Here is a 23,614-nt window from a genome sequence, read left to right on the forward strand (position 1 = left end):
CGTATGACGAAGAACGCGACCGCCGCCATCGTCGGCTCCGGCAACATCGGAACCGACCTCCTCTACAAACTGCTGCGCTCCGAGCACATCGAGCCGCGCTGGATGGTCGGCGTCGACCCGGCCAGCGAGGGCCTCGCCAAGGCCCGCGCCGCCGGCCTCGACGCCGGCCACGACGGGGTCAACTGGCTGCTCGCGCAGGACGAACTCCCGGACCTCGTCTTCGAGGCGACCAGCGCGTACGTGCACCGGGAGAACGCCCCCCGCTACAAGGAGGCGGGCATCAAGGCGATCGACCTCACCCCGGCCGCCGTAGGACCCGGCGTCGTCCCGCCCGCCAACCTCACCGCCCACGTAGACGCCGACAACGTCAACATGGTCACCTGCGGCGGCCAGGCCACCATCCCGATGGTGTACGCGGTGTCCCGGGTCGTTCCGGTGCCGTACGCGGAGATCGTGGCGTCCGTCGCCTCCGTCTCCGCAGGGCCCGGCACCCGCCAGAACATCGACGAGTTCACCCGCACCACCGCGCGCGGCATCGAGGACATCGGCGGCGCAGACCGCGGCAAGGCGATCATCATCCTCAACCCGGCCGAGCCACCCGTCATCATGCGCGACACCGTCTTCTGCGCCCTCCCCGAGGACGCTGACCACGAGGCCATCGTGCGCAGCGTCAAGGAGATCGCCGCCCAGGTCGCCGAGTACGTGCCCGGCTACCGGCTGCGCGCGGACCCGCAGTTCGACGAGGCCCGCCCCGAGAACGGCGGCATGGCCCGCGTCGCCCTGTTCCTGGAGGTCGAGGGCGCGGGCGACTTCCTGCCGCCGTACGCAGGAAACCTCGACATCATGACCGCCGCCGCGACCAGGGTCGGCGAGGAGTTCGCGAAGGGGATCGCCAAGTGACCAGCCCGGCAACCGCATTGGCCAAGCCCTTCTCGGACGCGCTCGACATCCGCGTCACCGACTCCTTCTGCCGCGACGGCTCCCACGCCCACCGCCACCGGTTCACCACCGGCCAGGTACGCACCGTCGTCGGCGCCCTCGACGCGGCCGGCGTCCCCGTCATCGAGGTCACCCACGGCGACGGCCTCGGCGGCTCCTCCTTCAACTACGGCTTCTCGCACACCCCCGAGCAGGAGCTCATCAAGGCGGCCGTCGACACGGCCACCCACGCGAAGATCGCCTTCCTGATGCTTCCCGGTCTCGGCACCAAGGACGACATCCGCGAGGCCCACGCAGGCGGCGCGCGGATCTGCCGCGTCGCCACCCACTGCACCGAGGCCGACGTCAGCGAGCAGCACTTCCAACTCGCCCGCGAAATGGGTCTGGAGACCGTCGGCTTCCTGATGATGGCCCACTCCACCACCCCGGAGACCCTCGCGAAGCAGGCCCGCATCATGGCCGACGCGGGCTGCCAGTGCGTGTACGTCGTCGACTCCGCGGGCGCCCTTCTCATGGACGGCGTCACCGACCGCGTCTCCGCGCTCGTCGCCGAGCTGGGCGACGACGCGCAGGTCGGCTTCCACGGCCACGAGAACTTCGGCCTCGGCGTGGGCAACTCCATCGCCGCCGTCCGCGCGGGCGCCCGCCAGATCGACGCCTCCACCCGCCGCTTCGGCGCCGGCGCGGGCAACACCCCGACCGAGGCCTGGGCCGCGGTCGCCGAACGGTCCGGCTGGCGCACCGGCATCGACGTACTGAAGATCATCGACGCGGCCGAGGACGAGATCCGCCCGATCATGGCCGACGAGTGCCTGCTCGACCGGAACTCGCTGCTCATCGGCTACGCGGGCCTGTACTCCTCGTTCCTCAAGCACGCCGAGCGCCAGGCCGCGCACTACGGGGTCAGCGCCACCGACATCCTCCTGGAAGCCGGGCGCAGGAAGCTCGTCGGCGGCCAGGAGGACCAGCTCATCGACATCGCCGTCGCTCTCTCAGCTCTCTCACAGAAAGCCTGATGTGCCATGACGACCACCCAGGACGTACGTGTCATCGACGCCGGAGCCGCCCCCACCCGCTTCGCCCGCGGCTGGCACTGCATCGGCCTCGCCGCCGACTTCCGCGACGGAAAGCCCCACGAGGTCGAGGCGTTCGGCACCACCCTCGTCGTCTTCGAGGGCGCGGAGGACGGGCAGTTGCACGTCCTCAACGCCTTCTGCCCGCACATGGGCGGCAACCTCGCCCACGGCACCGTCAAGGGCGACACCCTCGCCTGCCCCTTCCACGACTGGCGCTGGGGCGGCAACGGCCGCTGCCGCGAGATCCCCTACGCCCGCCGCGTCCCGCCGCGCGCCAAGACCCGCACCTGGCACGCCCTGGAGCGCAACAGGCAGCTCTTCGTCTGGCACGACCCCGAGGGCAACCCGCCGCCGCCCGAGCAGGACATCCCCGAACTCGCCGGAATCCACGGCCCGTTGGAGGAGCGCGAACTGTGGTCCGACTGGCAGTGGAACTCCGTCACCATCGACACCAACTGCCGCGAGATCGTCGACAACGTCGTCGACATGGCGCACTTCTACTACGTGCACTACTCGTTCCCCGTGTTCTTCAAGAACGTCTTCGAGGGCCACGTCGCCACCCAGTACATGAAGTCCGAGCCGCGCCCCGACATCGACCTCGGCACCCTCTCCGCCTCCGGCGGACTGCGCTCCGAGGCCTCCTACTTCGGCCCCTCGTACATGATCGACTGGCTGTACGCGGAGGTCGCGCCGGGCACCGAGATGGAGACCGTCCTCATCAACTGCCACTACCCGGTGGGCCCCGACCGCTTCGTCCTCATGTACGGCGCCATGGTCAAGAAGCTGCCCGGCATGAGCGACGAGGAGGCCGCCGAGGCCGCCCGCGTCACCAGCGAGGGCCTCGCCGTCGGCTTCGAGCAGGACGTCGAGATCTGGAAGAACAAGACCCGCATCGACAACCCGCTCCTCACCGAGGAGGACGGCCCGGTCTATCAACTGCGGCGCTGGTACGAGCAGTTCTACGTCGACGCCGCCGACGTCAAGGACGAGATGACGGACCGCTTCGAGTTCGAGCTCGACACCCGGCACGCCAATGACAACTGGCGCGCCGAGGCCGAGCAGAACCTGAAGGCGGGCGGCGTCACCTCGTACGTCACCGGGGGCGGGGCATGACGCCCGTCGGCTGCGGCGCCTGCGGCGGCCAGGTGCTCTGCGAGAAGTACAGCCCGTACCACCTCCAGATCCAGTGGACGCACACCGCGTCGGCCGCCTGCCGGTGCCTCGGCGCGCAGGGCTGCCCGGAGCTGCGCGCGTCGATCGACCGGGCCGTCGACGAGGGGCGTCTGGAGGTGACCCGGCGTGACCAGCGCTGACCTGGCCGAGCCGATCGCGGGCGTGCTCACGCTGCGGGTGGCCGAGGTCGTCCGGGAGACCGCCGACGCCGTGTCGCTCGTCCTCGACGCCCCCGAACTCCCGTACCTGCCTGGCCAGTTCCTCACCCTGCGCGTCCCCGGCGGCGGCGCCCGCTGCTACTCCCTCGCCTCGTCCCCGTACACCGGGGAGCCGCCCCGGATCACCGTGAAGAAGGTGCCGGGCGGCGCGGGCTCCGGGTGGGTGTGCGACGAGGTGCGGCCCGGTGACGTACTGGAGTGCCTGCCGCCCGCAGGGACGTTCACGCCCGCGTCCCTCGACGAGGATGTGCTGATGCTCGCGGGCGGCAGCGGCATCACCCCGTGCCTGTCGATCGCCCGCTCCGTGCTCGCCGCGGGCACCGGCACGGTCACCCTCGTGTACGCCAACCGCGACCAGGACTCGGTGATCTTCCGGGACGCGCTGTGGGGCCTCACGGAGGAGCACCCCGGCCGGTTCGCGGTCGTCCACTGGCTGGAGACCCTCCAGGGCCTGCCCACCCGCGGCGCGCTCGGCGCACTCCTCACCCCGCTCGCACCGGGCCGCACCGCCTACCTGTGCGGGCCGCAGCCCCTGATGGACGGCGCCGAGGACGTCCTGCGGGAGGCGGGCGCGGCCGCAGTGCACCGGGAGCGGTACTTCTCCCTGACCGGCGACGTGTTCACCGCGCCCGCGCCCGCCCCCGCAGGCTCCTCCGTGACGGTCACCGCCGACCTGTACGGGCGGACCCACGAGGCGGCCGGCGACGAGCACACCCCGCTCCTCGACACCCTCCTCGCGGCGGGCGTCCCGGCCCCGTACTCCTGCCGCGAGGGCGCCTGCGCGGCCTGTACATGCCGGGTCGTGGAGGGCACGGTGACCCTGCGGCACAACGAGGTCCTCGACGCCGAGGACCTCGCCGAGGGGTACACCCTTGCCTGCCAGGCGCTGCCGACGACGGATCATGTACGGATCGAGTACTAGGGCGTGTTTCGAAAGTCCCGTCTGCCTCGCGGGGCCTGGCACGCACGCTCGCGGCGTTGCCGAAATGCCCTAGTAGCTCCGCTACGAGACCATTCCGGCGCCTTGCGATCGCACGCACCAGGCCCCGCGAGGCCCGCCCTGCGGGCGGACGACGCTACTTTCGAAACACGCCCTACCACCGACGAGAGTCCGGACGGTCGACAGTCCGGGCGGCTGGAGGATCACATGTCCACGATCGCCGTCACCGGAGCCGGTTCCGGCATGGGCGCCGCACTCGCCGAGCGGCTGCGCGCGCAGGGCGACACCGTCATCGGCGTCGACCTCAAGAACGCCGACGTCACCGCCGACCTGGGCACCGCGGAGGGCCGATCCCACGCCGTCGCCGAGATCAACCGGATCGGCGGCGGCAGGCTCGACGGGTTCCTGCCGTTCGCCGGGCTCGCGGGCGGCGCGGGCCGCCCCTCCAGCCTGCTCGTAGCGGTCAACTACTTCGGTGCGATCGGCCTGTTGGAGGGCCTGCGGCCGGCGCTCGCCGCCGCCGGAACCTCCTCCGTCGTCCTCGCCTCCTCCAACTCGACGACCACCCAGCCCGACTGGCCGCAGCACGTCGCAGAGGCCTGCCTCGCCGGGGACGAGGACGAGGCCCGCCGCATCGCCGACGAGGCGGGCGCGCGGGACGGCGGCATCGGCGCCTACCCGGCCACCAAGGCCGCCCTCGCCTGGTACGCCCGCACCCGCGCCGCCGACTTCCAGGGCGACGGCATCCGGCTCAACGCGGTCGCGCCCGGCTACATCGACACCCCGATGACCCGCGCCGCGGCCGAGGACCCGGCGACCGCCGAGGGCATCCGGACGTTCCTCGGACTGATTCCGGCGGGCCGGGCGGGCAGGCCAGAGGAGATCGTCGACCTCGTCGAGTTCCTGCTGTCACCGAAGTCCGCGTACTGCGTCGGCTCCGTCTTCTACGCGGACGGCGGCCTCGACGCCCAACTGCGCGCCACGGACTGGCCGAAGGTGTGGCACCCGCAGGCCGGCTGACCCGCGTACCGGCCCTCAGGGCTCACATCCAGGAGTCGGACCGCACCCACCCCAGCAGGTTGGGGATCGTGCGGTCCACCGCCGCGTCCTGCGGCGTCACGTCCGGGGCGGGCGCGTGCCGCGCCGCCCGTCCCGGTCCGTTCAGGTCCCGCCAGATCGCCCGCGCCGCCCCGTGCAGCAGCGGCGCCGCCAGCTCCAACGGCCGCAGCCCGCCGAGCGATCCGAGCGACACGGCGGCCACCGCCCGGCCCGCGCCGCGCAACGGCACCGCCGAGCACACGAGCCCGGAGAACGTCTCCCCGCGGTCGTACGCGATCTGCGCCGTGCGCACCCGCGACAGCTCCGAGCAGAACACGTCGGGCCGCGTCACCGTGCGGTGCGTCCGCGGCCGCAGGCCGGCCGCGACGACCCGCTCGATGTCGTCCTTGTCGCCGAATGCCAGGATCGCCTTGCCGGCGGCCGTGGCGTGCGCGGGCAGCCGCGCCCCGATCCGCACCGGATACGCCCGGTCCGTCGCGTCCCCCACCGACTGCGGCAGCGAACCGGCGCGCTCCAGGCACACCACGTCCGTCACGCCGTCCAGGACGTACAGCTGCACCAGCTTGCCCGTGGCCTCGTGCAGCGCGTCCAGGTGCGGGATCGCCGCGCGGATCAGCCGGTTGTGGTGCGCGGCGAGCCCGCCGTGCTCCAGCATCCGCAGCCCCAGCCGGTAGTCACGGCCCTCCCGGTCCAGCCAGCGCAGCTTCACCAACTGGTCGAGGATGCGGTGCGCGGACGACCGCGACAGGCCGGAACGGTGGATGATCTCGGTCAGCGACAGCCGGCCGCGTCCCCCGTCGAAGGCCGCGAGCACCTTCTCCGCCTTCTCAAGGAGAGACAACGGAGCGTCTGCCCCCAGGGCCGTTTCGAGCACAGCACACCCCCGTAGAAATGGGCGGACCGCCTCGTCACGGCCCCTCTCCAGCGCTGAATGGACCTTGCCACGCCTCGGCCGGGGTTATCTAGCCCCGCCGGCGATTGAGGCGCGGGGTCCGGGGCAGCGCCCCGCGACGTAGGAGGACGCCCAGCGCGCCCCTTCCCGCTCACCGGGAACCTCACCTGTCCACCCCCGGCGGAGCCGCTTAGCGTCGGCGACATGACCGACCCCACCACCACAAACGTCCTCGCCTCGGTCCGCGCCCTCCTGCCCGCCATCGCGGAGCGCGCCACCGAGGCGGAAGAACTGCGCAAGGTCCCCGAGGCCACCGTCAAGGAACTGACCGCGACCGGCTTCTTCCGCCTCCTCCAGCCGAAGCGCTACGGCGGGTACGCCGCCGACCCCACCGTCTTCTACGACGGCGTCAAGGAGATCGCCCAGGCCTGCGGCTCCACCGGCTGGGTCGCCTCCGTCGTCGGCGTCCACCCCTGGCACGTCGGCCTCTACGAGAAGCGGGCGCAGGACGAGGTGTGGGGTGAGAACGGCGAGCGCGCCGACACCCGCATCTCCTCCTCCTACGCCCCCACCGGCAAGGTCACCCCCGTCGACGGCGGCTTCCGGCTGTCGGGCCGCTGGCACTTCTCGTCCGGCTGCGACCACGCCTCGTGGGTGATCCTCGGCGCGCTGGTGCCCGACGCCGACGGCAACCTCGTCGACATGCGCTCGTTCCTGCTGCCCAGTCAGGACTACGAGATCAAGGACGTGTGGGACACCGTCGGCCTGCGCGGCACCGGCTCCAACGACATCGTCGTCGACGACGTCTTCGTCCCCGAGCACCGCGCCCTGTCCTTCGGCCCGGTCACCGCCCTCACCCCGCCCGGCGCCGAGGTCAACCCCGACCCGCTGTACCGGCTCCCGTACGCGAGCGTCTTCACCACCACCATCTCCACCCCGATCGTCGGCATCGCGCAGGGCGCCTGGAACGGCTTCGTCGCCGCGACCCGCGAGCGCATCCGCGTCAGCTACGGGCAGAAGGTCGCCGAGGACCCGTTCGCGCAGATCCGCCTCGCCCGCGCCGCGAGCGACATCGACGCGGCCTGGCGGCAGCTGCGCGGCAACATCGCCGAGATGTACGAACTGGCCTGCTCCGGAGCCCCGTTGCCGACCGAGCTGCGCGCCCGCGCCCGCCGCGACCAGGTCCTCGCGACCGAGCGCGCCGCGGCCGCCGTCGACCTGCTGATGGAGAACGCGGGCGGCAACGCGATGCGCACGGGCGCGGGACCCGCGGGCATCCAGCGCGCCTGGCGCGACATCCACACCGGCCGCGGCCACGCCGCCAACGACCCGGAGCGGGCCCTGCTCATCTACGGCCAGGACGCGCTGGGCCTGGAGATCCAGGACGTGATGCTGTGACCGCCCCGCACACGGCCCCGCACACCGCCTCGTACACCTCGGAGAACACCCGCCGCTCCGTGAAGGCGGGCGGCATCCAACTCGCCTACCACGAGGCAGGACCCGCGGACGGGCCCGTCGTGATCTTCCTGCACGGCGGCGGCCCCGGCGCGAGCGGCTGGTCCAACTTCGGCGCCAACCTGCCGGTCTTCGTCGCCGCCGGGTTCCGCACCATCCTCCTCGACCAGGTCTGCTTCGGCGCCAGCGACAAGCCCGAGCTCGACGCCGACTACTGGACGGCGTCCGCCCGCTCCACCGTCGCCCTCATGGACGAACTCGGCATCCCGCAGGCCGACTTCGTCGGCAACTCGCTCGGCGGCGGCACCGCGGCCCGGCTCGCCCTCGACTTCCCCGACCGCGCCCGCAAGCTCCTCCTGATGGGCCCCGGCGGCATCTTCCTGAACCTCTTCCACGCCGACCCGACCGAGGGCATCCGGCAGCTCTTCGAGTTCAACACCGCCGCCGAACCGACCCGCGCACAGATGCGGGCGTTCCTGACCACGCTCGCGTACGACCGGTCGATCGTCACCGACGCCTTCGTCGAGGAGCGCTACCAGCGCGCCATCGACCCCGACGTCCGCCTCGGCACGGCCCGCATGGGCGCCTCCTTCGCCAACCCCGAGTGGGCCGAGCGCACCCAGATCTGGCGCGACGCCGGAAAGATCCCCCACGAGACGCTGCTGACCTGGGGCCGCGAGGACCGCGTCAACCCGATCGACGGCGCGTTCGTCGCCCTCAAGACGATGCCCAACGCCCGCCTGCACGTCTTCCCCAAGTGCGGCCACTGGGCGCAGACCGAGAAGGCCGACGAGTTCAACCGCCTCGCGATCGACTTCTTCACCAACTGACCGATCTCATACGTCTCATACGGGAGTTACGGATGGACATCCGCGCACTCGGCTATCTGCGCATCGAGACGGCCGACCTCGCCGCCTGGCGCACCTACGTCCTCGACATCCTCGGCATGACCGAGGCCCAGGGCAGCACGGAAGAGCAGCTCAACGTCCGCATCGACGACCGCATCCACCGCTTCCAGTTCGTCGCCGGAACCCAGGACCGGCTGCTGGCCGCCGGATTCGAGGTCGCGAACGCCCGCGAACTGGCCCTCGCGGCACAGGAATTGGAGGCCGCCGGTCACGCCGTGAAGCAGGCCGACGCCGCCACCCTCGCCGACCGCCGCGTCCAGGGCCTTATCCACGTCAGCGACCCCGCGGGAAACCCCCTGGAGCTCTACTGGGGCCAGGCCCAGGACCACACCCCGCTCGCCGCCCCTTACGGCAACCGCTTCGTCACCGGAACCGACACCAAGGCGGGCGCGGGCGACCTCGGCCTCGGCCACGTCGTCCTCCCCGCCGTAGAGATCGACGAGGCCGTCGACTTCTACGAGAACCTCCTCGGCTTCCAGCTCCGCGACTCCATGCAGCTCCCGCCGGCCGCCGTCCCCACCGGCAAGCGCGGCCAGGACACGTACCGCATGTACTTCCTCTCCCCGAACCGCCGCCACCACAGCCTCGGCCTCTACCCGGGCGCCCTGCCCCCGGGCATCGTCCACTTCATGGTCGAACTGGAGCGGCTCGACGACGTCGGCTACGGCCTCGACCGCATGAAGAAGGCCGGCTACCCCATCGCCTCCTCCCTCGGCCGGCACTCCAACGACCACATGGTGTCCTTCTACGCCCAGGCACCCGGCGGCTTCCAGGTCGAGTACGGCTGGGACGGCCTGGTCGTCGACCCGGAGACCTGGGTGGCCAAGGAGATCACCGCCGACTCCCTGTGGGGCCACGAGTGGAACGGCTGAGCACCCTGGACGCCATCGACCCGGGGGAGTACCGGGACACCCTGTCCCGGTTCGCCTCCGGCGTCACCGTCGTCGCCGGACTCGACGAGGCCGCCGCCCCGGCGGGCCTCGCCTGCCAGTCCTTCACGTCCCTCTCCCTCGACCCGCCCCTCGTCCTCGTCTGCGTCGCCCGTACGTCGACCAGCTGGGCCCGCATCGCCCCCACGGGACGGTTCGGGATCTCCGTCCTCGCCGAGGACCAGCGCGCCCTGTGCCGCACCCTCGGCTCCCGCCGCCCGGACAAGTTCGCCGACCTCGACTGGCACACCGGGCGCGACCGCTCCAGCGTCCTGATCGACGGCGCCCTCGCCCACCTGGAATGCGAGCTCGAACGCACCGTCGACGGCGGCGACCACGAGATCGTCATCGGCCGCGTCACCGCGCTCACCACCCCGCGCGCCGACGGCCGCCCGCTCCTCTTCTTCCGCTCCGCCTTCGGCACCGGCCGCTTCGGCGCGGGCCAGGAAACGGTGGACCACTTCGCCCAGTGGCTGTGACGCCCGCGACAATGGGCCCGTGCCTACGAAGAAGAAGTCCCAGTCGACGAACGCGGCGCCCGAGCGGCGCGGTGAGCTCCTGCGCACCGCGGCCGAGGTCTTCGCCGAGCAGGGCTACAACGCCACGACCGTCCGCAAGATCGCCGACCACGCGGGCATGCTCGCCGGCAGCCTCTACTACCACTTCGACTCCAAGGAATCGATGCTGGAGGAGATCCTGCGGACGTTCCTCGACGAGCTGTGGTCCGGCTACGACACCGTGCTCGACGACGAGCTCGGACCGCGGGAGACGCTGGAGGCGCTGGTCACCGAGTCCTTCCGGGAGATCGACCGGCACCGCGCCGCCGTCGCCATCTACCAGCGGGAGTCCCAGCAGCTCGTCGCGCAGGAACGCTTCGCGTTCCTCGCCGAGTCGCAGCGCAGGTTCGAGAAGACCTGGCTGACCACCCTGGAGCGCGGCGTCGCCGACCAGGTCTTCCGCGCCGACCTCGACATCCGCCTCACCTACCGCTTCGTACGGGACACCGTGTGGGTCGCCGCGTCCTGGTACCGGCCCGGCGGACGGCACAGTCCGGAGGAGATCGCGCGCCAGTATCTGTCGATGGTTCTGGACGGGATCGCGGTGCGGTGAGGTCCCATGCTAAGATTCATGACGTTGCAGTTTTGGTACCCATAGACTTTATGCGCGCCTGACGGGAATGTTCCTCAGGCGCATTATTGTTTTCACCGGGAGAAATTTCCCGGTTTCCGGCGTTCACGTGGGCGTTCGTGGAATGGGGACTGCTACCTGTTCTTAAGGAGAACGACATGGCCACCGGTATCGTTAAGTGGTTCAACTCGGAAAAGGGCTTCGGCTTCATCGAGCAGGACGGCGGCGGCGCCGACGTCTTCGCCCACTACTCCAACATCGCCACCTCGGGCTTCCGTGAGCTCCAGGAGGGCCAGAAGGTGACGTTCGACGTCACGCAGGGCCAGAAGGGCCCGCAGGCGGAGAACATCCTCCCCGCCTGATCTCGCTCGTAGATCACTCGACCCCGCCGGGCTGACCCGGCGGCGTCGGATCGAGCATCACCGGGCCGGGGCCCGCACCGCTACGGTGCGGGCCCCGGTTCCTGCTGTCCCGTCCCGGAAGGCATCGCCGCATGGCCAGTTCTGCCCGCCCGTCCCGCCGCCCCCGTCCCGCAGCCGGGCAGCGCCGTGCCCCCGAGCAGCGCCGCAGGCAACAGTCCGCGCCGCCGAGCGAATTCACCATGCCGGAGAACACCACTCCCGCGCTGCCCGCGGTGGACAGCTTCGCCGAACTCGACATGCCGGCCGTCCTTCTGAAGACGCTGGGTGAGCAGGGCGTCACCGAGCCGTTCCCCATCCAGGCCGCGACGCTCCCCAACTCGCTCGCCGGACGGGACCTCCTCGGCCGCGGCCGCACCGGCTCCGGCAAGACCCTCGCCTTCGGCCTCCCGCTGCTCACCCACACGACCGGCGCCAAGGCCGAGCCGAAGTCCCCTCTCGCGCTCGTCCTCGTCCCCACGCGTGAGCTCGCCCAGCAGGTCACCGACGCCCTCACCCCGTACGCCAACGCGCTGAAGCTGCGCCTCGCGACCGTCGTCGGCGGCATGTCGATCTCCCGCCAGGCCGGCGCGCTGCGCCGCGGCGCCGAGGTCGTCGTCGCCACCCCCGGCCGCCTCAAGGACCTCATCGAGCGCGGCGACTGCGTGCTCGGCTCGGTGCGCACGACGGTGCTCGACGAGGCCGACCAGATGGCCGACATGGGCTTCATGCCGCAGGTCACCGCGCTCCTCAAGCAGGTCGAGCGGGGCGGCCAGACGATGCTGTTCTCCGCGACGCTCGACAAGAACGTGGACCGGCTCGTCAAGCAGTTCCTCAACGACCCCGTCGTGCACTCCGTCGACCCGTCCGCGGGCGCGGTGACGACGATGGAGCACCACGTCCTGCACATCGCCGACGAGACCGACAAGAAGGCCGTCACCGCGCGCATCGCCGCCCGCGAAGGACGCGTCATCCTCTTCGTCGACACCAAGCGCTCCGCCGACCGGCTCGCCAAGCGGCTCCTCGCCACCGGCGTGTACGCGGCACCGCTGCACGGCGGGCGCAGCCAGCCGCAGCGCAACCGCACCCTCGAGCAGTTCAAGGACGGCCGGGTCACCGCGCTCGTCGCCACGAACGTCGCGGCGCGCGGCATCCACGTCGACGACCTCGACCTCGTCGTCAACGTCGACCCGCCCACCGAGCACAAGGACTACCTGCACCGCGGCGGCCGCACCGCCCGTGCCGGCGAGTCCGGCAGCGTGGTCACCCTGGTCCTGCCCGAGCAGAAGCGCGACGTGCAGCGGCTGATGCGCGACGCCAAGATCCAGCCGCGTACGACCCAGGTCCGCTCCTCGTCCGAGGAGCTCACGGAGATCACGGGCGCGCGCGAGCCGTCCGGTGTCGCCGTGGTCATCGCCGTGCCGGAGCCGACCGCTCCCGCCGCCGCGACCAAGCCGCGCCGCTCCCGCCGCTCCCGCGGCGGCTCGGGCAACGGCACCACGGGCCGCGCCGCGAGCACCGAAGGCCAGCGGTCGGGTTCGGGTGGTGGCGGCCGTCGCCGCTCCGGATCGGGCAACGGCGGCCAGGGTGGCTCCGGCGGCAACGGCCGAGGCCGCGGTGGCCCGCGCGTCCCCCGCCAGGCGGCGTGATCCAAGCCATTCAAGCCTCGCCGGCGATTGAGGCGCGGGGTCCGGGGAAGAGCCCCGCGACCTCCGCCCCGTCAGAGGCGCACCCTCTCGAACCGGGCCCCTCACCCCACCAGCCGCGACCTCAGCACCTCCACCACACGCCGATCCACCCCGAGGCCCTCGGCAACGTACCGGCGCAGACTGCCGAAGTCGCTCCGCACCTGATCACGCGCCGCGTCCAGATACTCCATGCGCACCTCCTGGACGGGAATCAGCAGGTCCGGATCCCGCATGAGCCCCGCCTGCCGCAGCCCCTCACGAACCTCCGCGTCATGCGCGGCGCGAAACGTGTTCGACGCCAAGTAGTCGCCCTCCGCGGTCCGTTGGTCCACGTCGAGCAGGCTCAGCAGGACGTACGTCATCCAGCCCGTGCGGTCCTTGCCGGACGTGCAGTGGTAGAGCAGCGCGCCCCGGCCGCTGTACGCCGCGTCCCGGAGCGTGGCGGCGAAGCGGGCGCGGTTGGCCGCGTCGGTCACGAACATCCGGTACGTGGCGCGCATGGAGGCGGCCCCCTTGCCGTTCCCGAGCGCCTCCTGCTGCACCGCCGGGTCCTTCGAGCCGATCGCGGCCATCAACTGCTCGTACTGGCCGCCGTCGGAGACGGATCGCGCGGTCACCGCCAGGCCCGAGGGCAGCCGGTCGGCGCCGTCGGTGCGCACCTCGAACGGCACCCGGAAGTCGACCACGTCGGCGAGCCGCAGCCCGGCGACCCGCGCCACGTCCGCGTCGGTGAGGTCGCTCAGCGCGTCGGCCCGGTAGACGAGTCCGTACCGGACCCGGCCGCGGCCCCGCGCGCGGTAGCCGCCGATGTCCCGTACGTTCACCGCCCCCTTGAGGGGGATCTGCCGGATGCCGTCGGTGGCGGGCGCTCCCGGAGCCGCCATGGCGGCGGGGGCCGCGGCGAGCGCCGTGACCGTACCGAGCGCGGCGCCGAGCGCACGGCGCCGCGTCCATGCCGTGGTGTGCGCGTGCGTGTGCCCTGTTCTGTACGTGTGCGGCATACATGAACTCCCTTGTGGACACGGGCAGTTGTTATCGACCGATTCGGTTCGGTCAGAGTGGGGTGGGGAGGGACTCCAGCGTTTTACGGGCCTCGGTCATCACGCGGTCGACCAGCTCCGCGCAGCTCGGCAGGTCCTCGATGAGGCCCGCCACCTGGCCGGAGGCCATGACGCCCAGGTCGGTGCGGCCGTCGACCATGGAGGCCTTCAGGAGCATCGGGGTGTTCGCGGCCAGCAGCACCTGGCTCCACGTGAGGTCCTTGCCGTGCTTCATGGCGAGGCCGTCGCGCACCATCTGCGGCCAGCTCAGGCCGGAGAGCTTCTTGAAGCCCGTCGCACGACGCACGGCGTGCAGCAACGCGCGCGTACGCCCCGCGTTCTCCAGGGACTCGACCAGTTCCGAGCGCAGCATCCGGTGCGGCAGACCGTCCACCGCCGTCGTCACCGTGACGTCCTTGACGCTCGCCGCCAGGTACTTCGCCTTCACCGCGTCCGGCACCGTCGAGTCCGACGTCAGCAGGAAGCGTGTCCCCATGGCGACCCCGGCCGCCCCGTAGGCGAGCGCGGCGACCAGGCCCCGGCCGTCGCGGAAACCGCCAGCCCCGACCACCGGGATGTCGACGGCGTCCACCACCTGCGGCAGCAGCACCGACGTCGCGACCTCACCGGTGTGCCCGCCGCCCTCGCCGCCCTGCACGATCACCGCGTCCGCGCCCCACGCAGCGACCTTCTCGGCGTGCCGGCGCGCCCCGATCGACGGGATCACGACGGCGCCCGCGTCCTTCAGCTCGGCGATCAGCTCGCGCGAGGGGGCCAGCGCGAACGAGGCGACCTTCACGCCCTCCTCGACGATCACCTTGACCCGCTCGCGCGCGTCCCCCGCGTCGGCCCGCAGGTTCACCCCGAAGGGCTGGTCCGTGCGCGACTTCACCTCGCGTACGGCGGAACGGAGTTGGTCGAGCGTCATGGTCGCGGACGCGAGGATGCCGAGCGCTCCGGCGTTCGCCGCCGCCGACACCAGGCGCGGTCCCGCGACCCACCCCATGCCGGTCTGCACGATGGGGTGGCGCACGCCGATGAGCCTGGTCAGCGGCGTCGGGATCGTGAACGCGGCGGCGTCCGAGGTCGGTTCGGAAGACGGGGCCGGTTCGGATGGTGGCGTCCGTTCGGAAGACGGGGCCGGCTCGGAGGGCGGAGTCATACCGGCTTGACCTCCCGGTCCCGCGTCCCCTTCGGGTCGATGACCTCCCGGACGAGCCGCAGCTCCTCGGCCGTGGGCTCCCGCGTGCACGGCACGTCGCCACCCTCCGGGAGCGCCAGCGCGAACCCCGTCGCCTCCTGGACCTCCTCCACCGAGACGCCCGGATGCACGGAGACCAGCCGCATCGCGTGGTCGGCGCCCCCGAAGTCGAGCACGGCGAGATTCGTCACCACGCGCGGGATGCGATGGAACCGCGTCGCCGACGGGCCCGCCGCGGCCGCGCTGTCGTAGCCCACCCCGCTGATCATGTCGACCTTTTCGACGAAGACCCGGCGGCTGTGCTTGGGGACCCAGTAACTCACCGGGTTGTTCAGCGTGTTGACGGGGGCGCCGCGCACCCCGAGGAGCTGCCGGTCGGGCCGCTCCCAGTCGCCGATGCACGAGATGTTCTGGTTGCCGAACCGGTCGATCTGGCTCGCGCCCATCATCACGTGCCGCTTCCCGCCGGTGACCATCGTCAGATGCTGCCGGTACGGGAGCCAGCCCTCCGCCGAGCCGTCGAGCCCGACCACCATCGCCTCGCCGTCGGTCAGCAGCAGGCCGGGGGAGAAGGTGCGCTTGGCCAGGCGCGCCCCCACGGACGGGATCAGGCCCATCGGGCTCGCCAGCACCTCGCCGTCGTCCCGCCAGGCCTCGGCGCACGCGATCACGCAGTACTCGGCGCGGGACACATCTGTCGTGGTGACGCTCACTTCTGCTCCTCGTGCCAGGCCTGGACGGCGGACTGGTACTGCTTCTCGTCACCGCCGGGCGGCAGGAACCGCTCGGCGAACTCGGGCCAGGGCGTGCTGGCGTACATCTTCTGGAACGCCTCGTCGCGGTCGTAATCGGGCACGCAGGACGTGAAGTGCGCCCCGTTCGGCGTCTCCACGACCCCCGTCACCACGGACCGCTTGATCAGCAACGTCTGGGGCACGGTGTCGGCCCCGAAGCCGTCGACCAACTGCTCGCACGACACATACGCGCTGTCCGCCGCCTCGCAGAACAGGTCGTCGAAGTACGGGTCCGGGCCCAGGTACTGCCCGTTCCCCACGCGGTCCGCCCGGTTCACGTGCACCAGCGCCGCGTCGAGGCGCAGCGCGGGCATCGCGACGAACGTCTCCCCGTCCTCGTACGGCGAAGTCACCGTCCGCAGGCCCGGGTTGACGCGCATGACGTCCGATCCGATACCGGCCCGCACGGGCAGGAACGGAAGCCGGTTCGCCGCCGCGTGCAGCCCCCACATGAACATCGCCTCGTCAACCTCCATGAGCTCGAACGCGCCCTTCTGGCGCGCCGTCCTGAAGTTCGGTTCGAGCGGGATGGAGTCGAGCGTCGCGAACGCCGCGACCAGCTTGCGGATCTTCCCGGCCGCCGCGAGCAGCCCGACGTCCGGGCCCCCGTACGAGACGACGGTCAGGTCCGTGACATCGCTGCGCAGCAACGCCCGCACCAGCGCCATGGGTTTGCGGCGCGAGCCCCAGCCGCCGATGCCGATCGTCATGCCGCTGCGCAGCCGCCCGACCACGTCGTCGGGCGTCATGATCTTGTCCGGTGTGGTCATCGCTCGGTCTCCTGTCCGAAGGTGTCGCGGACCCGGTCGGCGACACCGCTCAGGTTCGCCTCGAAGGTGAAGCCCTGCTCGAAGCGGTAACTGCGGTGCACGTCGACCGGGTCGATCCCGTTCAACGCGGACTTGGCGAGGCGGAGCAGATAGCCGTCCTTGCGGGCGATGTCCCGGGCCAGCTCCAGGGCGGCCTCCCGCAGTTCGGCGCGCGGCACGACCCGCCACACCGAACCGTGCGCGTGCAGCTCGGCGGCCGTCGCCGTGCGCGACGTGTAGAACAGCGCGCGCATCAGGTGCTGTGGGACGAGGCGGGACAGATGCGTGGCCGCGCCGAGCGCGCCGCGGTCCAGCTCGGGCAGGCCGAACGTCGCGTCGTCGCTCGCCACGATCGCGTCCGCGTTCCCCACGAGTCCGATGCCGCCGCCCAGGCAGAAGCCGCCGACCGCCGCGACCACGGGGACCTCGCACTGGTACACCGCCGAGAACGCCTCGTAGCAGCCGCGGTTGGCGCCGATCAGGGCGCTGTGACCGCCTCCGGCGGCGGCCGTCTCGCGCTGCATCTCCTTGATGTCCACCCCCGCGTTGAACCCACGGGAGGTCTCGGCCGCGGCCAGTACGACGCAGCGCACATCGGGATCGCGGCCCGCGGCGCGCACGGCGTCCGCCAGGTCGTACCAGCCCCGCACCGGCAGTGCGTTGACGGGAGGGAAGTCGACCGTGACGACGGCGATGCCCTTTTCGGGTGAGGAGGTGGAGACACCCATGGCGTTCAGCTACCTTTCCACCTAACGTTTGTTTGGTACGCCGATGACGGTAGCAGGCGGCGAGGGGGAGCGGAATGGGTCGGGCAGCGGACGGCGCAAGTGGACCCGAAAGGGTCGGGAAGGGGTCGGGGATGGATCTGAGCGGTCGGGTCGTCGTCGTCACGGGCGGCACGAGGGGAGTGGGCGCCGGGATCGCGGGCGCCTTCGCGCGGGCCGGGGCGCGGGTGATCACCTGCGCCCGCAGACCGCCCGAAGTTCCCATGAAGGACTGCGAGTTCATGCCGGTCGACCTGCGGGACGCGGCGGCCGTGGAGGAGCTGTTCGCGGGCCTCGACCGGGTGGACGTGCTGGTGAACAACGCGGGGGGCACGCCGTACCGGCCGCTCGCTGAGGCGGACGCGGTGCGGCACGCGCGCGTGCTCGAGCTGAATCTGACGGCGGCGCTGACCGCGTCCCTGGCCGCCCGCGAGAAGCTCGCCGCCGCGCGCGGCTCGATCGTGATGATCGGCAGCGTCAGCGGCAGCCGCCCCTCGCCGGGCAGCGCGGCGTACGGGGCGGCGAAGGCGGGCCTGGAGCATCTCGCGCGGTCCATGGCCGTGGAGTGGGCGCCCCGAATTCGGGTGAACACGCTGGTGCTCGGCATGGTCCGCACCGAACTGAGCGAACTGCACTACGGGGACGAGGACGGCATCGCCGCGGTGGGCGCGACCGTGCCCATAGGGCGCCTGGCCGAGCCGGCCGAGGTCGGTGACGCCGCGGTGTTCCTGGCGTCGGACGCCGCCTCGTACATCACCGGAGCGAGCCTGCTGATGCACGGCGGCGGCGAGCTCCCCGCGTTCCTGGACGCGGCAACTGCCAACAAGGAGGCGTGAGATGACGGAAGCGAAGCCGGTCGGCGAAGACGGTGGAGCCGGTGGCGGCCGAGGGCTGTGCGCGGGGCGGGTGGTCGCCGTCACCGGAGCGGGGCGCGGGCTCGGACGTGCGCACGCGCTCGCGTACGCGGCCGAGGGCGCGAAGGTCGTCGTGAACGATCTGGGGGTGGGCCTGGACGGCGCACCCGCACCGGACAGCCCGGCCGCCCAAGTGGTCCAGGAGATACGGGCGTCGGGCGGCGAGGCGGTGGCGCACGGCGGCGACATCGCGACCTCCGACGGCGCCGCCTCGCTCGTCGCGGCGGCCGTCGACACCTTCGGGCGCCTCGACACACTGGTGAACAACGCGGGGTTCCTGCGCGACCGGATGCTGGTCAACCTCGACGAGGACGACTGGGACGCCGTGATGCGGGTCCACCTCAAGGGCCACTTCCTGCCCCTCAAGCACGCCGCCGCGTACTGGCGGGCGGAGTCGAAGGCAGGGCGCACACCGGTGGCCCGCGTCGTCAACACCTCGTCCGGAGCGGGCCTGTTGGGGTCCGTCGGACAGGGCAACTACAGCGCGGCGAAGGCCGGGATCCTCGGCCTGACCCTGGTCGCGGCCGCCGAAATGGGTCGCTACGGCGTGCAGGTCAACGCGATAGCGCCCGCCGCCCGCACCCGGATGACCGAGGCCACGTTCGCCGAGACGATGGCGGCGCCCGGGGCCGGAGGCTTCGACGCGATGGCGCCGGAGAACGTGTCACCGCTGGTCGTCTGGCTCGGCTCGGGGGCCGCGGCGGACGGGGTGACCGGGCGGGTCTTCGAGGTGGAGGCCGGCCGGATCACCGTGATGGAGGGCTGGCGGCAGGGCCCGACCGTCGACAAGGACGAGCGGTGGACGCCGGCGGGCGCCGGAGACGCGGCCCGCGAACTGCTGGCGCGCGCGGCGGTACCGGGAGGCGTGTACGGGGCGTCCTGACGCCGGTTCGGCGGCGCGGCGCGGTGGTTGGGCGGCGCGGCTGTTCGGCGGGGGAGTTCGGCCGCGCTCTCCCGCCACGGGCCCTACGTGTCGCACTCCCACACCGTGCGACACAGCGCGCACCGCGCCCGTACCCGGCCCCGCACCGGCACCCGGATCCGCTGATGGCACGTCGGGCACGCGAACGCCACCCGCAGCCCGCCGCCCCGCCCCGCCGCCCCGTCCACCGCTGTCGAGAAGGTGTACGGGCCGCCCGGGTCGAGGCCCCGCGGCCCGTGGTCCTGCGCGTACCGGCGGTCCTTCGCGTAGCGCCGCCGCCCCGCCCAGCCCGCCGCGGTCAGCGGCGGCTGCCGCTCGTCACGCCGTGCCTGCTCGAGCCCCTTCTCGTACGCCGAGTACGCCTGCGGACTCGTGAACCACGTCTCCGGTCCCTCACCGAAGGCGAGGTACCGCTTCGCGAGCACGTACCCGAACTCCTCCGGCGTCAGATAGCCCAGCTTCTGCGAGGACGCCGCGTCCTCCCGGTAGGCGTCCAGCAACAGCCAGCCCGCACCCAGATACGTGGCCGCCGTATCGGTCAGGATCTCGTTGTCCCGCGTCCCCGGCAGCGACAGATCCAACCGGTGCAGATACACATGCATGATCTCGTGCGCGAGCGCCGCGCCGATGTCCCGGCGATGCGTGCGGAACCGGTCGTTCAGCTCGATGAAGTACTCGGGCCCCGCCGCCAGTTCGACGCTCGCCGCATGCCGCATCTCCCGGAAGCTGACGATCATCCGCGCGTCGGGGAGCCGGTAGTGCCGCACCAGCTCACGCGCCACCCGCTGCACACCCAGATACAGATCGTCGACGTCGCTGAACGCCACGTCGGCCGGGACGACGCTCGTCGCGAACGTGTGCACCGTGTCGTAGGAGAGCCGTTTGTAGAGCGCGGTGATCGCCGAACGCACCGTCTCCAGATGCGGATAGCCGTGCACCACCGGTCCGCCGTCCGTCACGCGCGCACCCCCTGGGGCCGCCGGGCCTGTTCCCCCGGGAGCCCGCGCCCGGGCCCGGCGCCTCCAGAGTACGGCCATTAATCCAAGACCTGTCGCCCCTTTGTCCATGGGCTCCTCGTCGCGCCGGGCGCATCGTGATCGTCACGCCAAGCCGCCGTGAGAAGGAGTGCGCCGTGCCCGAGCAGCCCCAAGGCCAGCAGTCGGAGAACTCGGATAACTCGGAGAACTCGCAGAGCTCGCGGGGCGTGGAGGCCCCGCCGGCCCGGCCCGCGAGCCCTCCACGGCAGCACGGGACGCCGGGCCCCAGCCGCAGAGCGCTCGTCGCCGCGGGAGCGGTCGCCGGGGCCGGCGCCGCGCTCGGCCTCGCCCCGACCGGTACGGCCCGCGCCGCGACCACCAGCGCGTCCACCGACTCCACCGCCGCGGGCGTCGCCGTCATCCGCTCCCGTGACCTCGACGTCCGCGTCAGCACCGCCTTCCCTGTCGTCGTCTCCTACACCGACCGCGCCACCGGCGCCGTCCTGCACGCACAGGCAGATCCGGTCACGACGCTCTTGATCGACGGCGCCGAGCACACCCCGAAGGTGACGTGCACGCCCGCCGCCGACCGCGCCGACTACCGCCTCACTCTCACCGGTGGCACCACCGTCGATATCCGTATCGCCGTCGAGGGACACCAGGTCGACTGGCGCGTCACGAAGATCAGCGACACGGCCGCCCTGCGCGTCGGCACCCTCCAGGTCCCCGGCCTCGCCCTGCTGTCCGTGCGCAGCGACCAGCCCGGCGCCGCCCTCCTCGCCGCCACCGTGCAGCTCGACAAGGCGAAGAGCGGCGACACCCTCGTCACCCCGACCGCCGAAAGCCCCGCCCAGGCGCCCACCGGCTGCGCGTACGCCGTCGTCGCTCACGACCGGCTCGGCGGCGCGATCGAGACCAACACCAGCTACGACAAGCCCGACAGCGCGGCCGGAACCACCTGGGAGAACGGCCGCCTGTGGCGCGAGACCGTGCGCCGCGAGGGACACACCGCCGCCCGCCTCGCCCCCGGCCAGTGGACCCACCGCGCCGCCACCTCCCCGCTCGACGCCACCGAACCCCTCCCGTACGCGACGGTCGTCGTCACCGGCGACCGCAACGGCGACGGCAAGGTCGACTGGCAGGACGCCGCCATCGCCTTCCGCGACATCGCCGTGACCCCGCGCGGCGCCGACGAACAGCATCTGCGGGTCGTCCCGCACATCCCGTTCAACTTCGCCTCGCAGGCCACCAACCCGTTCCTCGCGACCCTCGACAACGTCAAACGCATCCACCTGGCCACCGACGGGCTGCGCCAGTACACCCTCCTCAAGGGCTACCAGTCCGAGGGCCACGACTCCGCGCACCCGGACTACGCCGGGAACTACAACACGCGCGCGGGCGGCCTCGACGACCTCAACACCCTGGTCCGCGAGGGCAAGAAGTGGAACAGCGACTTCGCCGTCCACGTCAACGCTACCGAGTCGTACCCCGTCGCGAACGCCTTCTCCGAGAAGCTCGTCGACAAGAGCGACGAACAGTGGGACTGGCTCGACCAGAGCTACCGCATCGACCAGCGTCGCGACCTCGTCTCCGGCGACATCGTGAAGCGCTTCGCCGACCTGCGCCGCGAGGCCGACCCGGCCCTCAACACCCTCTACATCGACGTGTTCCGCGAGTCCGGCTGGACCTCCGACCGCCTCCAGCGCACCTTCCGCGAACAGGGCTGGAACGTCACGTCCGAATGGGCCCACGGCTTCGAGAGGTCGTCGCTGTGGTCGCACTGGGCCACCGAGGCCGACTACGGGCCCGACACCTCGCGCGGCATCAACTCGAAGCTGATCCGCTTCATCCGCCACCATCAGAAGGACGTCTTCGCCGACAAGTGGCCCTCCCTCCTCGGCATCGCCCGCATGGGCAACTTCGAGGGCTGGACCGGCAAGACCGACTGGACCTCCTTCTACCGCCTCATCTGGACGCACTCGCTGCCCGCCAAGTACCTCCAGGCGCAGCCGATCAAAACCTGGGGCGAGCACGAGATCACGTTCTTCGGCGCCACGGCAACGAGCGTCACCGACGCCTCCGGCGCCCGCCGCATCACCACCGACGGCCGCCTCGTCTACGACGCCGGAACCTATCTGCTGCCCTGGGAACCACGCAGAGCCACCGACCCGGCGAAGCTGTATCACTACAACCCGCAGGGCGGCAGCACCAGTTGGCGACTCCCGCGCGCGTGGGAGAACAGGAGCAAGGTGGCCCTGTACCGGCTCACCGACCAGGGTCGCGTCTTCGACTCCTACGTCACCGTGTCCGGCGGCAAGGTGACGCTGAAGGCCGCGGCCGACCAGCCGTACGTCCTCTACCGGGACCGCGCCGACCTCGACCGCGAGCCCGACTGGGGCCAGGGCATATCGCTGCACGACCCCGGCTTCAACTCCGGCTCCCTCAAAGGCTGGACTGTCACCGGGCCCGCCTCCGTCGAGCGCAGCGAACTCGGCGACTTCGAACTCGTCGTCGGCTCCGGCGCCGCCGCCTCCGTCTCCCAGCGCCTGGCCCGGCTCGCCCCTGGCGACTACGCGGCGTCCGTGCAGGTCGAGGTCGGCGCAAAGGCGGGGGAGCGGCGCACGGCCACCCTGGAGGTGCGCACCGCCGACGGCGTGAGTGCCGCGAACCGGACCGACACCTCCACCGCGGGCAACTACGTCGCCGCCGACCGCAAGCACGGCACCCGCTTCCAGCGGATGACCGCCCACTTCACCGTCCCGGGAGGCGGCGGCCCCGTCACCCTCGCCCTGCGCGCCGCGGCCGGAGCGGCGCGGATCCGCTTCGACAACGTACGCGTCGTGAAGGCGAAGGCGCCCGACACGCCCCGACACACCGTCGTACGCGAGGACTTCGAGAACGTCCCGCAGGGCTGGGGACCCTTCGTGAAGGGCGACGCGGGCGGCTCCACCGACCCGCGCACCCACATCGCCCAGCGGCACGCGCCGTACACCCAGCGCGGCTGGAACGGCAAGGCGATCGACGACGTCGTCGACGGCACCCAGTCCCTCAAGTCGCGCGGCGAGAACACCGGCCTCGTGTACCGCACGGTCCCGCACACGGCCCGATTCGAGCCCGGCAAGCGGTACCGGGTCTCCTTCCGCTACGAGAACGAGAAGGCCGGCCAGTACGCCTGGGTCACCGCCGTCGACGACCCGGACGCCAAGGAGCTGTCCCGCGAGGAGCTGCCCGTGGCCACCGAACCCGCCACGCACACCTACGAGTTCACCGCACCGGACAAGGGTGAGACCTGGGTGGGACTGCGCAAGACGGGCGACGACGGCACCGCCGAGTTCGCCCTGGACGCCTTCGAGGTCACCGAGGCCGTCTGAGCCGCGGCGGGGGCGGGAC

Annotated in this window: 23 protein-coding genes; 16 read left to right on the forward strand and 7 right to left on the reverse strand. The window is 71.8% G+C overall.

Annotated features, from left to right (window positions below; translation table 11 throughout):
• The first annotated feature begins 3 nt into the window (after positions 1 to 3).
• The 6 genes from ACP4E5_RS32815 to ACP4E5_RS32840 all read left to right on the forward strand — a co-directional run bounded on the left by ACP4E5_RS32815 (position 4) and on the right by ACP4E5_RS32840 (position 5,366).
• The gene (locus ACP4E5_RS32815) at positions 4 to 900 is read left to right on the forward strand and encodes an acetaldehyde dehydrogenase (acetylating) (protein WP_425835076.1); all 897 of its coding nucleotides are present in this window, start codon (positions 4 to 6) and stop codon (positions 898 to 900) included.
• Complete coding sequence (gene dmpG / locus ACP4E5_RS32820; RefSeq protein WP_425835078.1) at positions 897 to 1,955, forward strand: 4-hydroxy-2-oxovalerate aldolase; 1,059 nt, start codon at positions 897 to 899, stop codon at positions 1,953 to 1,955. The genes ACP4E5_RS32815 and dmpG overlap by 4 nt, the downstream gene beginning before the upstream one ends.
• Positions 1,956 to 1,961: 6 nt before the next feature.
• Positions 1,962 to 3,128 (forward strand): 3-ketosteroid-9-alpha-monooxygenase, oxygenase component, encoded by a 1,167-nt coding sequence (locus ACP4E5_RS32825; protein WP_425835080.1) that lies wholly within the window; start codon positions 1,962 to 1,964, stop codon positions 3,126 to 3,128.
• A complete protein-coding gene (locus ACP4E5_RS32830) occupies positions 3,125 to 3,328 on the forward strand; it encodes a hypothetical protein (protein ID WP_425835082.1) in 204 nt (67 codons plus the stop codon). Before ACP4E5_RS32825 ends, ACP4E5_RS32830 begins: the two co-directional genes overlap by 4 nt.
• Positions 3,315 to 4,328, forward strand: a complete 1,014-nt coding sequence (locus ACP4E5_RS32835) for a 2Fe-2S iron-sulfur cluster-binding protein (RefSeq protein ID WP_425835084.1) — start codon at positions 3,315 to 3,317, stop codon at positions 4,326 to 4,328. Before ACP4E5_RS32830 ends, ACP4E5_RS32835 begins: the two co-directional genes overlap by 14 nt.
• A gap of 225 nt (positions 4,329 to 4,553) precedes the next feature.
• Positions 4,554 to 5,366, forward strand: coding sequence for an SDR family oxidoreductase (locus ACP4E5_RS32840; protein WP_425835086.1), 813 nt, complete (start codon positions 4,554 to 4,556; stop codon positions 5,364 to 5,366).
• Positions 5,367 to 5,388: 22 nt separating this feature from the next.
• Here ACP4E5_RS32840 and ACP4E5_RS32845 read toward each other — a convergent pair whose 3' ends face one another.
• Complete coding sequence (locus tag ACP4E5_RS32845; RefSeq protein ID WP_425835088.1) at positions 5,389 to 6,246, reverse strand: IclR family transcriptional regulator; 858 nt, start codon at positions 6,244 to 6,246, stop codon at positions 5,389 to 5,391.
• Positions 6,247 to 6,501: 255 nt separating this feature from the next.
• On the opposite strand from ACP4E5_RS32845, the gene hsaA reads away from it, so the two are divergent.
• The 7 genes from hsaA to ACP4E5_RS32880 all read left to right on the forward strand — a co-directional run bounded on the left by hsaA (position 6,502) and on the right by ACP4E5_RS32880 (position 12,764).
• A complete protein-coding gene (gene hsaA, locus ACP4E5_RS32850; protein ID WP_425835090.1) occupies positions 6,502 to 7,695 on the forward strand; it encodes a 3-hydroxy-9,10-secoandrosta-1,3,5(10)-triene-9,17-dione monooxygenase oxygenase subunit in 1,194 nt (397 codons plus the stop codon).
• The gene (gene hsaD / locus ACP4E5_RS32855; protein ID WP_425835092.1) at positions 7,692 to 8,582 is read left to right on the forward strand and encodes a 4,5:9,10-diseco-3-hydroxy-5,9,17-trioxoandrosta-1(10),2-diene-4-oate hydrolase; all 891 of its coding nucleotides are present in this window, start codon (positions 7,692 to 7,694) and stop codon (positions 8,580 to 8,582) included. The genes hsaA and hsaD overlap by 4 nt, the downstream gene beginning before the upstream one ends.
• A 32-nt stretch (positions 8,583 to 8,614) precedes the next feature.
• Positions 8,615 to 9,532: a VOC family protein gene (locus ACP4E5_RS32860; protein WP_425835094.1), complete on the forward strand. Its 918-nt coding sequence runs from the start codon at positions 8,615 to 8,617 to the stop codon at positions 9,530 to 9,532.
• The gene (locus tag ACP4E5_RS32865; protein WP_425835096.1) at positions 9,520 to 10,068 is read left to right on the forward strand and encodes a flavin reductase family protein; all 549 of its coding nucleotides are present in this window, start codon (positions 9,520 to 9,522) and stop codon (positions 10,066 to 10,068) included. The genes ACP4E5_RS32860 and ACP4E5_RS32865 overlap by 13 nt, the downstream gene beginning before the upstream one ends.
• Before the next feature lie 19 nt (positions 10,069 to 10,087).
• Complete coding sequence (locus ACP4E5_RS32870) at positions 10,088 to 10,699, forward strand: TetR/AcrR family transcriptional regulator (protein ID WP_425835098.1); 612 nt, start codon at positions 10,088 to 10,090, stop codon at positions 10,697 to 10,699.
• Positions 10,700 to 10,875: 176 nt separating this feature from the next.
• Positions 10,876 to 11,079, forward strand: coding sequence for a cold-shock protein (locus ACP4E5_RS32875; protein ID WP_266720703.1), 204 nt, complete (start codon positions 10,876 to 10,878; stop codon positions 11,077 to 11,079).
• 131 nt (positions 11,080 to 11,210) lie between these two features.
• Positions 11,211 to 12,764 (forward strand): DEAD/DEAH box helicase, encoded by a 1,554-nt coding sequence (locus ACP4E5_RS32880; protein WP_425835101.1) that lies wholly within the window; start codon positions 11,211 to 11,213, stop codon positions 12,762 to 12,764.
• 101 nt (positions 12,765 to 12,865) lie between these two features.
• On the opposite strand, the gene ACP4E5_RS32885 is transcribed toward ACP4E5_RS32880, so the two are convergent.
• The 5 genes from ACP4E5_RS32885 to ACP4E5_RS32905 all read right to left on the reverse strand — a co-directional run bounded on the left by ACP4E5_RS32885 (position 12,866) and on the right by ACP4E5_RS32905 (position 17,375).
• Positions 12,866 to 13,804, reverse strand: a complete 939-nt coding sequence (locus tag ACP4E5_RS32885; protein WP_425835103.1) for a tyrosine-protein phosphatase — start codon at positions 13,802 to 13,804, stop codon at positions 12,866 to 12,868.
• A 52-nt stretch (positions 13,805 to 13,856) separates the two neighbouring features.
• A complete protein-coding gene (locus ACP4E5_RS32890; RefSeq protein WP_425841813.1) occupies positions 13,857 to 14,906 on the reverse strand; it encodes an NAD(P)H-dependent flavin oxidoreductase in 1,050 nt (349 codons plus the stop codon).
• Between the two features lie 95 nt (positions 14,907 to 15,001).
• A complete protein-coding gene (locus ACP4E5_RS32895) occupies positions 15,002 to 15,757 on the reverse strand; it encodes a CoA-transferase subunit beta (RefSeq protein ID WP_425835105.1) in 756 nt (251 codons plus the stop codon).
• Positions 15,754 to 16,608, reverse strand: a complete 855-nt coding sequence (locus ACP4E5_RS32900) for a CoA transferase subunit A (protein ID WP_425835107.1) — start codon at positions 16,606 to 16,608, stop codon at positions 15,754 to 15,756. Before ACP4E5_RS32900 ends, ACP4E5_RS32895 begins: the two co-directional genes overlap by 4 nt.
• Positions 16,605 to 17,375, reverse strand: a complete 771-nt coding sequence (locus ACP4E5_RS32905; protein ID WP_425835109.1) for an enoyl-CoA hydratase family protein — start codon at positions 17,373 to 17,375, stop codon at positions 16,605 to 16,607. Before ACP4E5_RS32905 ends, ACP4E5_RS32900 begins: the two co-directional genes overlap by 4 nt.
• Before the next feature lie 131 nt (positions 17,376 to 17,506).
• Between ACP4E5_RS32905 and ACP4E5_RS32910 the strand changes: the two genes are divergently transcribed.
• Positions 17,507 to 18,247 carry an SDR family oxidoreductase gene (locus ACP4E5_RS32910; RefSeq protein ID WP_425835111.1) on the forward strand — a complete coding sequence of 247 codons (741 nt, stop codon included), beginning with the start codon at positions 17,507 to 17,509 and terminating at the stop codon, positions 18,245 to 18,247.
• A gap of 1 nt (position 18,248) precedes the next feature.
• Positions 18,249 to 19,208: an SDR family oxidoreductase gene (locus tag ACP4E5_RS32915; protein ID WP_425835113.1), complete on the forward strand. Its 960-nt coding sequence runs from the start codon at positions 18,249 to 18,251 to the stop codon at positions 19,206 to 19,208.
• A gap of 83 nt (positions 19,209 to 19,291) precedes the next feature.
• Here the strand turns inward: ACP4E5_RS32915 and ACP4E5_RS32920 are convergent, their stop codons facing one another.
• Positions 19,292 to 20,206, reverse strand: coding sequence for a zinc ribbon domain-containing protein (locus ACP4E5_RS32920; RefSeq protein WP_425835115.1), 915 nt, complete (start codon positions 20,204 to 20,206; stop codon positions 19,292 to 19,294).
• Positions 20,207 to 20,451: 245 nt separating this feature from the next.
• Between ACP4E5_RS32920 and ACP4E5_RS32925 the strand changes: the two genes are divergently transcribed.
• Positions 20,452 to 23,595, forward strand: a complete 3,144-nt coding sequence (locus tag ACP4E5_RS32925) for an endo-alpha-N-acetylgalactosaminidase family protein (RefSeq protein ID WP_425841816.1) — start codon at positions 20,452 to 20,454, stop codon at positions 23,593 to 23,595.
• Positions 23,596 to 23,614: the final 19 nt, after the last annotated feature.

It is taken from the genome of Streptomyces fractus (assembly GCF_049844455.1).
Lineage (GTDB): Bacteria > Actinomycetota > Actinomycetes > Streptomycetales > Streptomycetaceae > Streptomyces > Streptomyces fractus.

What these genes read in the sequence shown, in the direction of transcription:
- ACP4E5_RS32915 (WP_425835113.1), top strand. Translation starts at nt 18,249, where the DNA reads ATGACGGAAGCGAAGCCGGTCGGCGAAGACGGTGGAGCCGGTGGCGGC.
- ACP4E5_RS32880 (WP_425835101.1), top strand. Translation starts at nt 11,211, where the DNA reads ATGGCCAGTTCTGCCCGCCCGTCCCGCCGCCCCCGTCCCGCAGCCGGG.
- hsaA (WP_425835090.1), top strand. Translation starts at nt 6,502, where the DNA reads ATGACCGACCCCACCACCACAAACGTCCTCGCCTCGGTCCGCGCCCTC.
- ACP4E5_RS32875 (WP_266720703.1), top strand. Translation starts at nt 10,876, where the DNA reads ATGGCCACCGGTATCGTTAAGTGGTTCAACTCGGAAAAGGGCTTCGGC.
- ACP4E5_RS32885 (WP_425835103.1), bottom strand. Translation starts at nt 13,804, where the DNA reads ATGCCGCACACGTACAGAACAGGGCACACGCACGCGCACACCACGGCA.
- ACP4E5_RS32910 (WP_425835111.1), top strand. Translation starts at nt 17,507, where the DNA reads ATGGATCTGAGCGGTCGGGTCGTCGTCGTCACGGGCGGCACGAGGGGA.
- ACP4E5_RS32900 (WP_425835107.1), bottom strand. Translation starts at nt 16,608, where the DNA reads ATGACCACACCGGACAAGATCATGACGCCCGACGACGTGGTCGGGCGG.
- ACP4E5_RS32830 (WP_425835082.1), top strand. Translation starts at nt 3,125, where the DNA reads ATGACGCCCGTCGGCTGCGGCGCCTGCGGCGGCCAGGTGCTCTGCGAG.
- ACP4E5_RS32825 (WP_425835080.1), top strand. Translation starts at nt 1,962, where the DNA reads ATGACGACCACCCAGGACGTACGTGTCATCGACGCCGGAGCCGCCCCC.
- ACP4E5_RS32860 (WP_425835094.1), top strand. Translation starts at nt 8,615, where the DNA reads ATGGACATCCGCGCACTCGGCTATCTGCGCATCGAGACGGCCGACCTC.
- ACP4E5_RS32840 (WP_425835086.1), top strand. Translation starts at nt 4,554, where the DNA reads ATGTCCACGATCGCCGTCACCGGAGCCGGTTCCGGCATGGGCGCCGCA.
- ACP4E5_RS32815 (WP_425835076.1), top strand. Translation starts at nt 4, where the DNA reads ATGACGAAGAACGCGACCGCCGCCATCGTCGGCTCCGGCAACATCGGA.
- ACP4E5_RS32905 (WP_425835109.1), bottom strand. Translation starts at nt 17,375, where the DNA reads ATGGGTGTCTCCACCTCCTCACCCGAAAAGGGCATCGCCGTCGTCACG.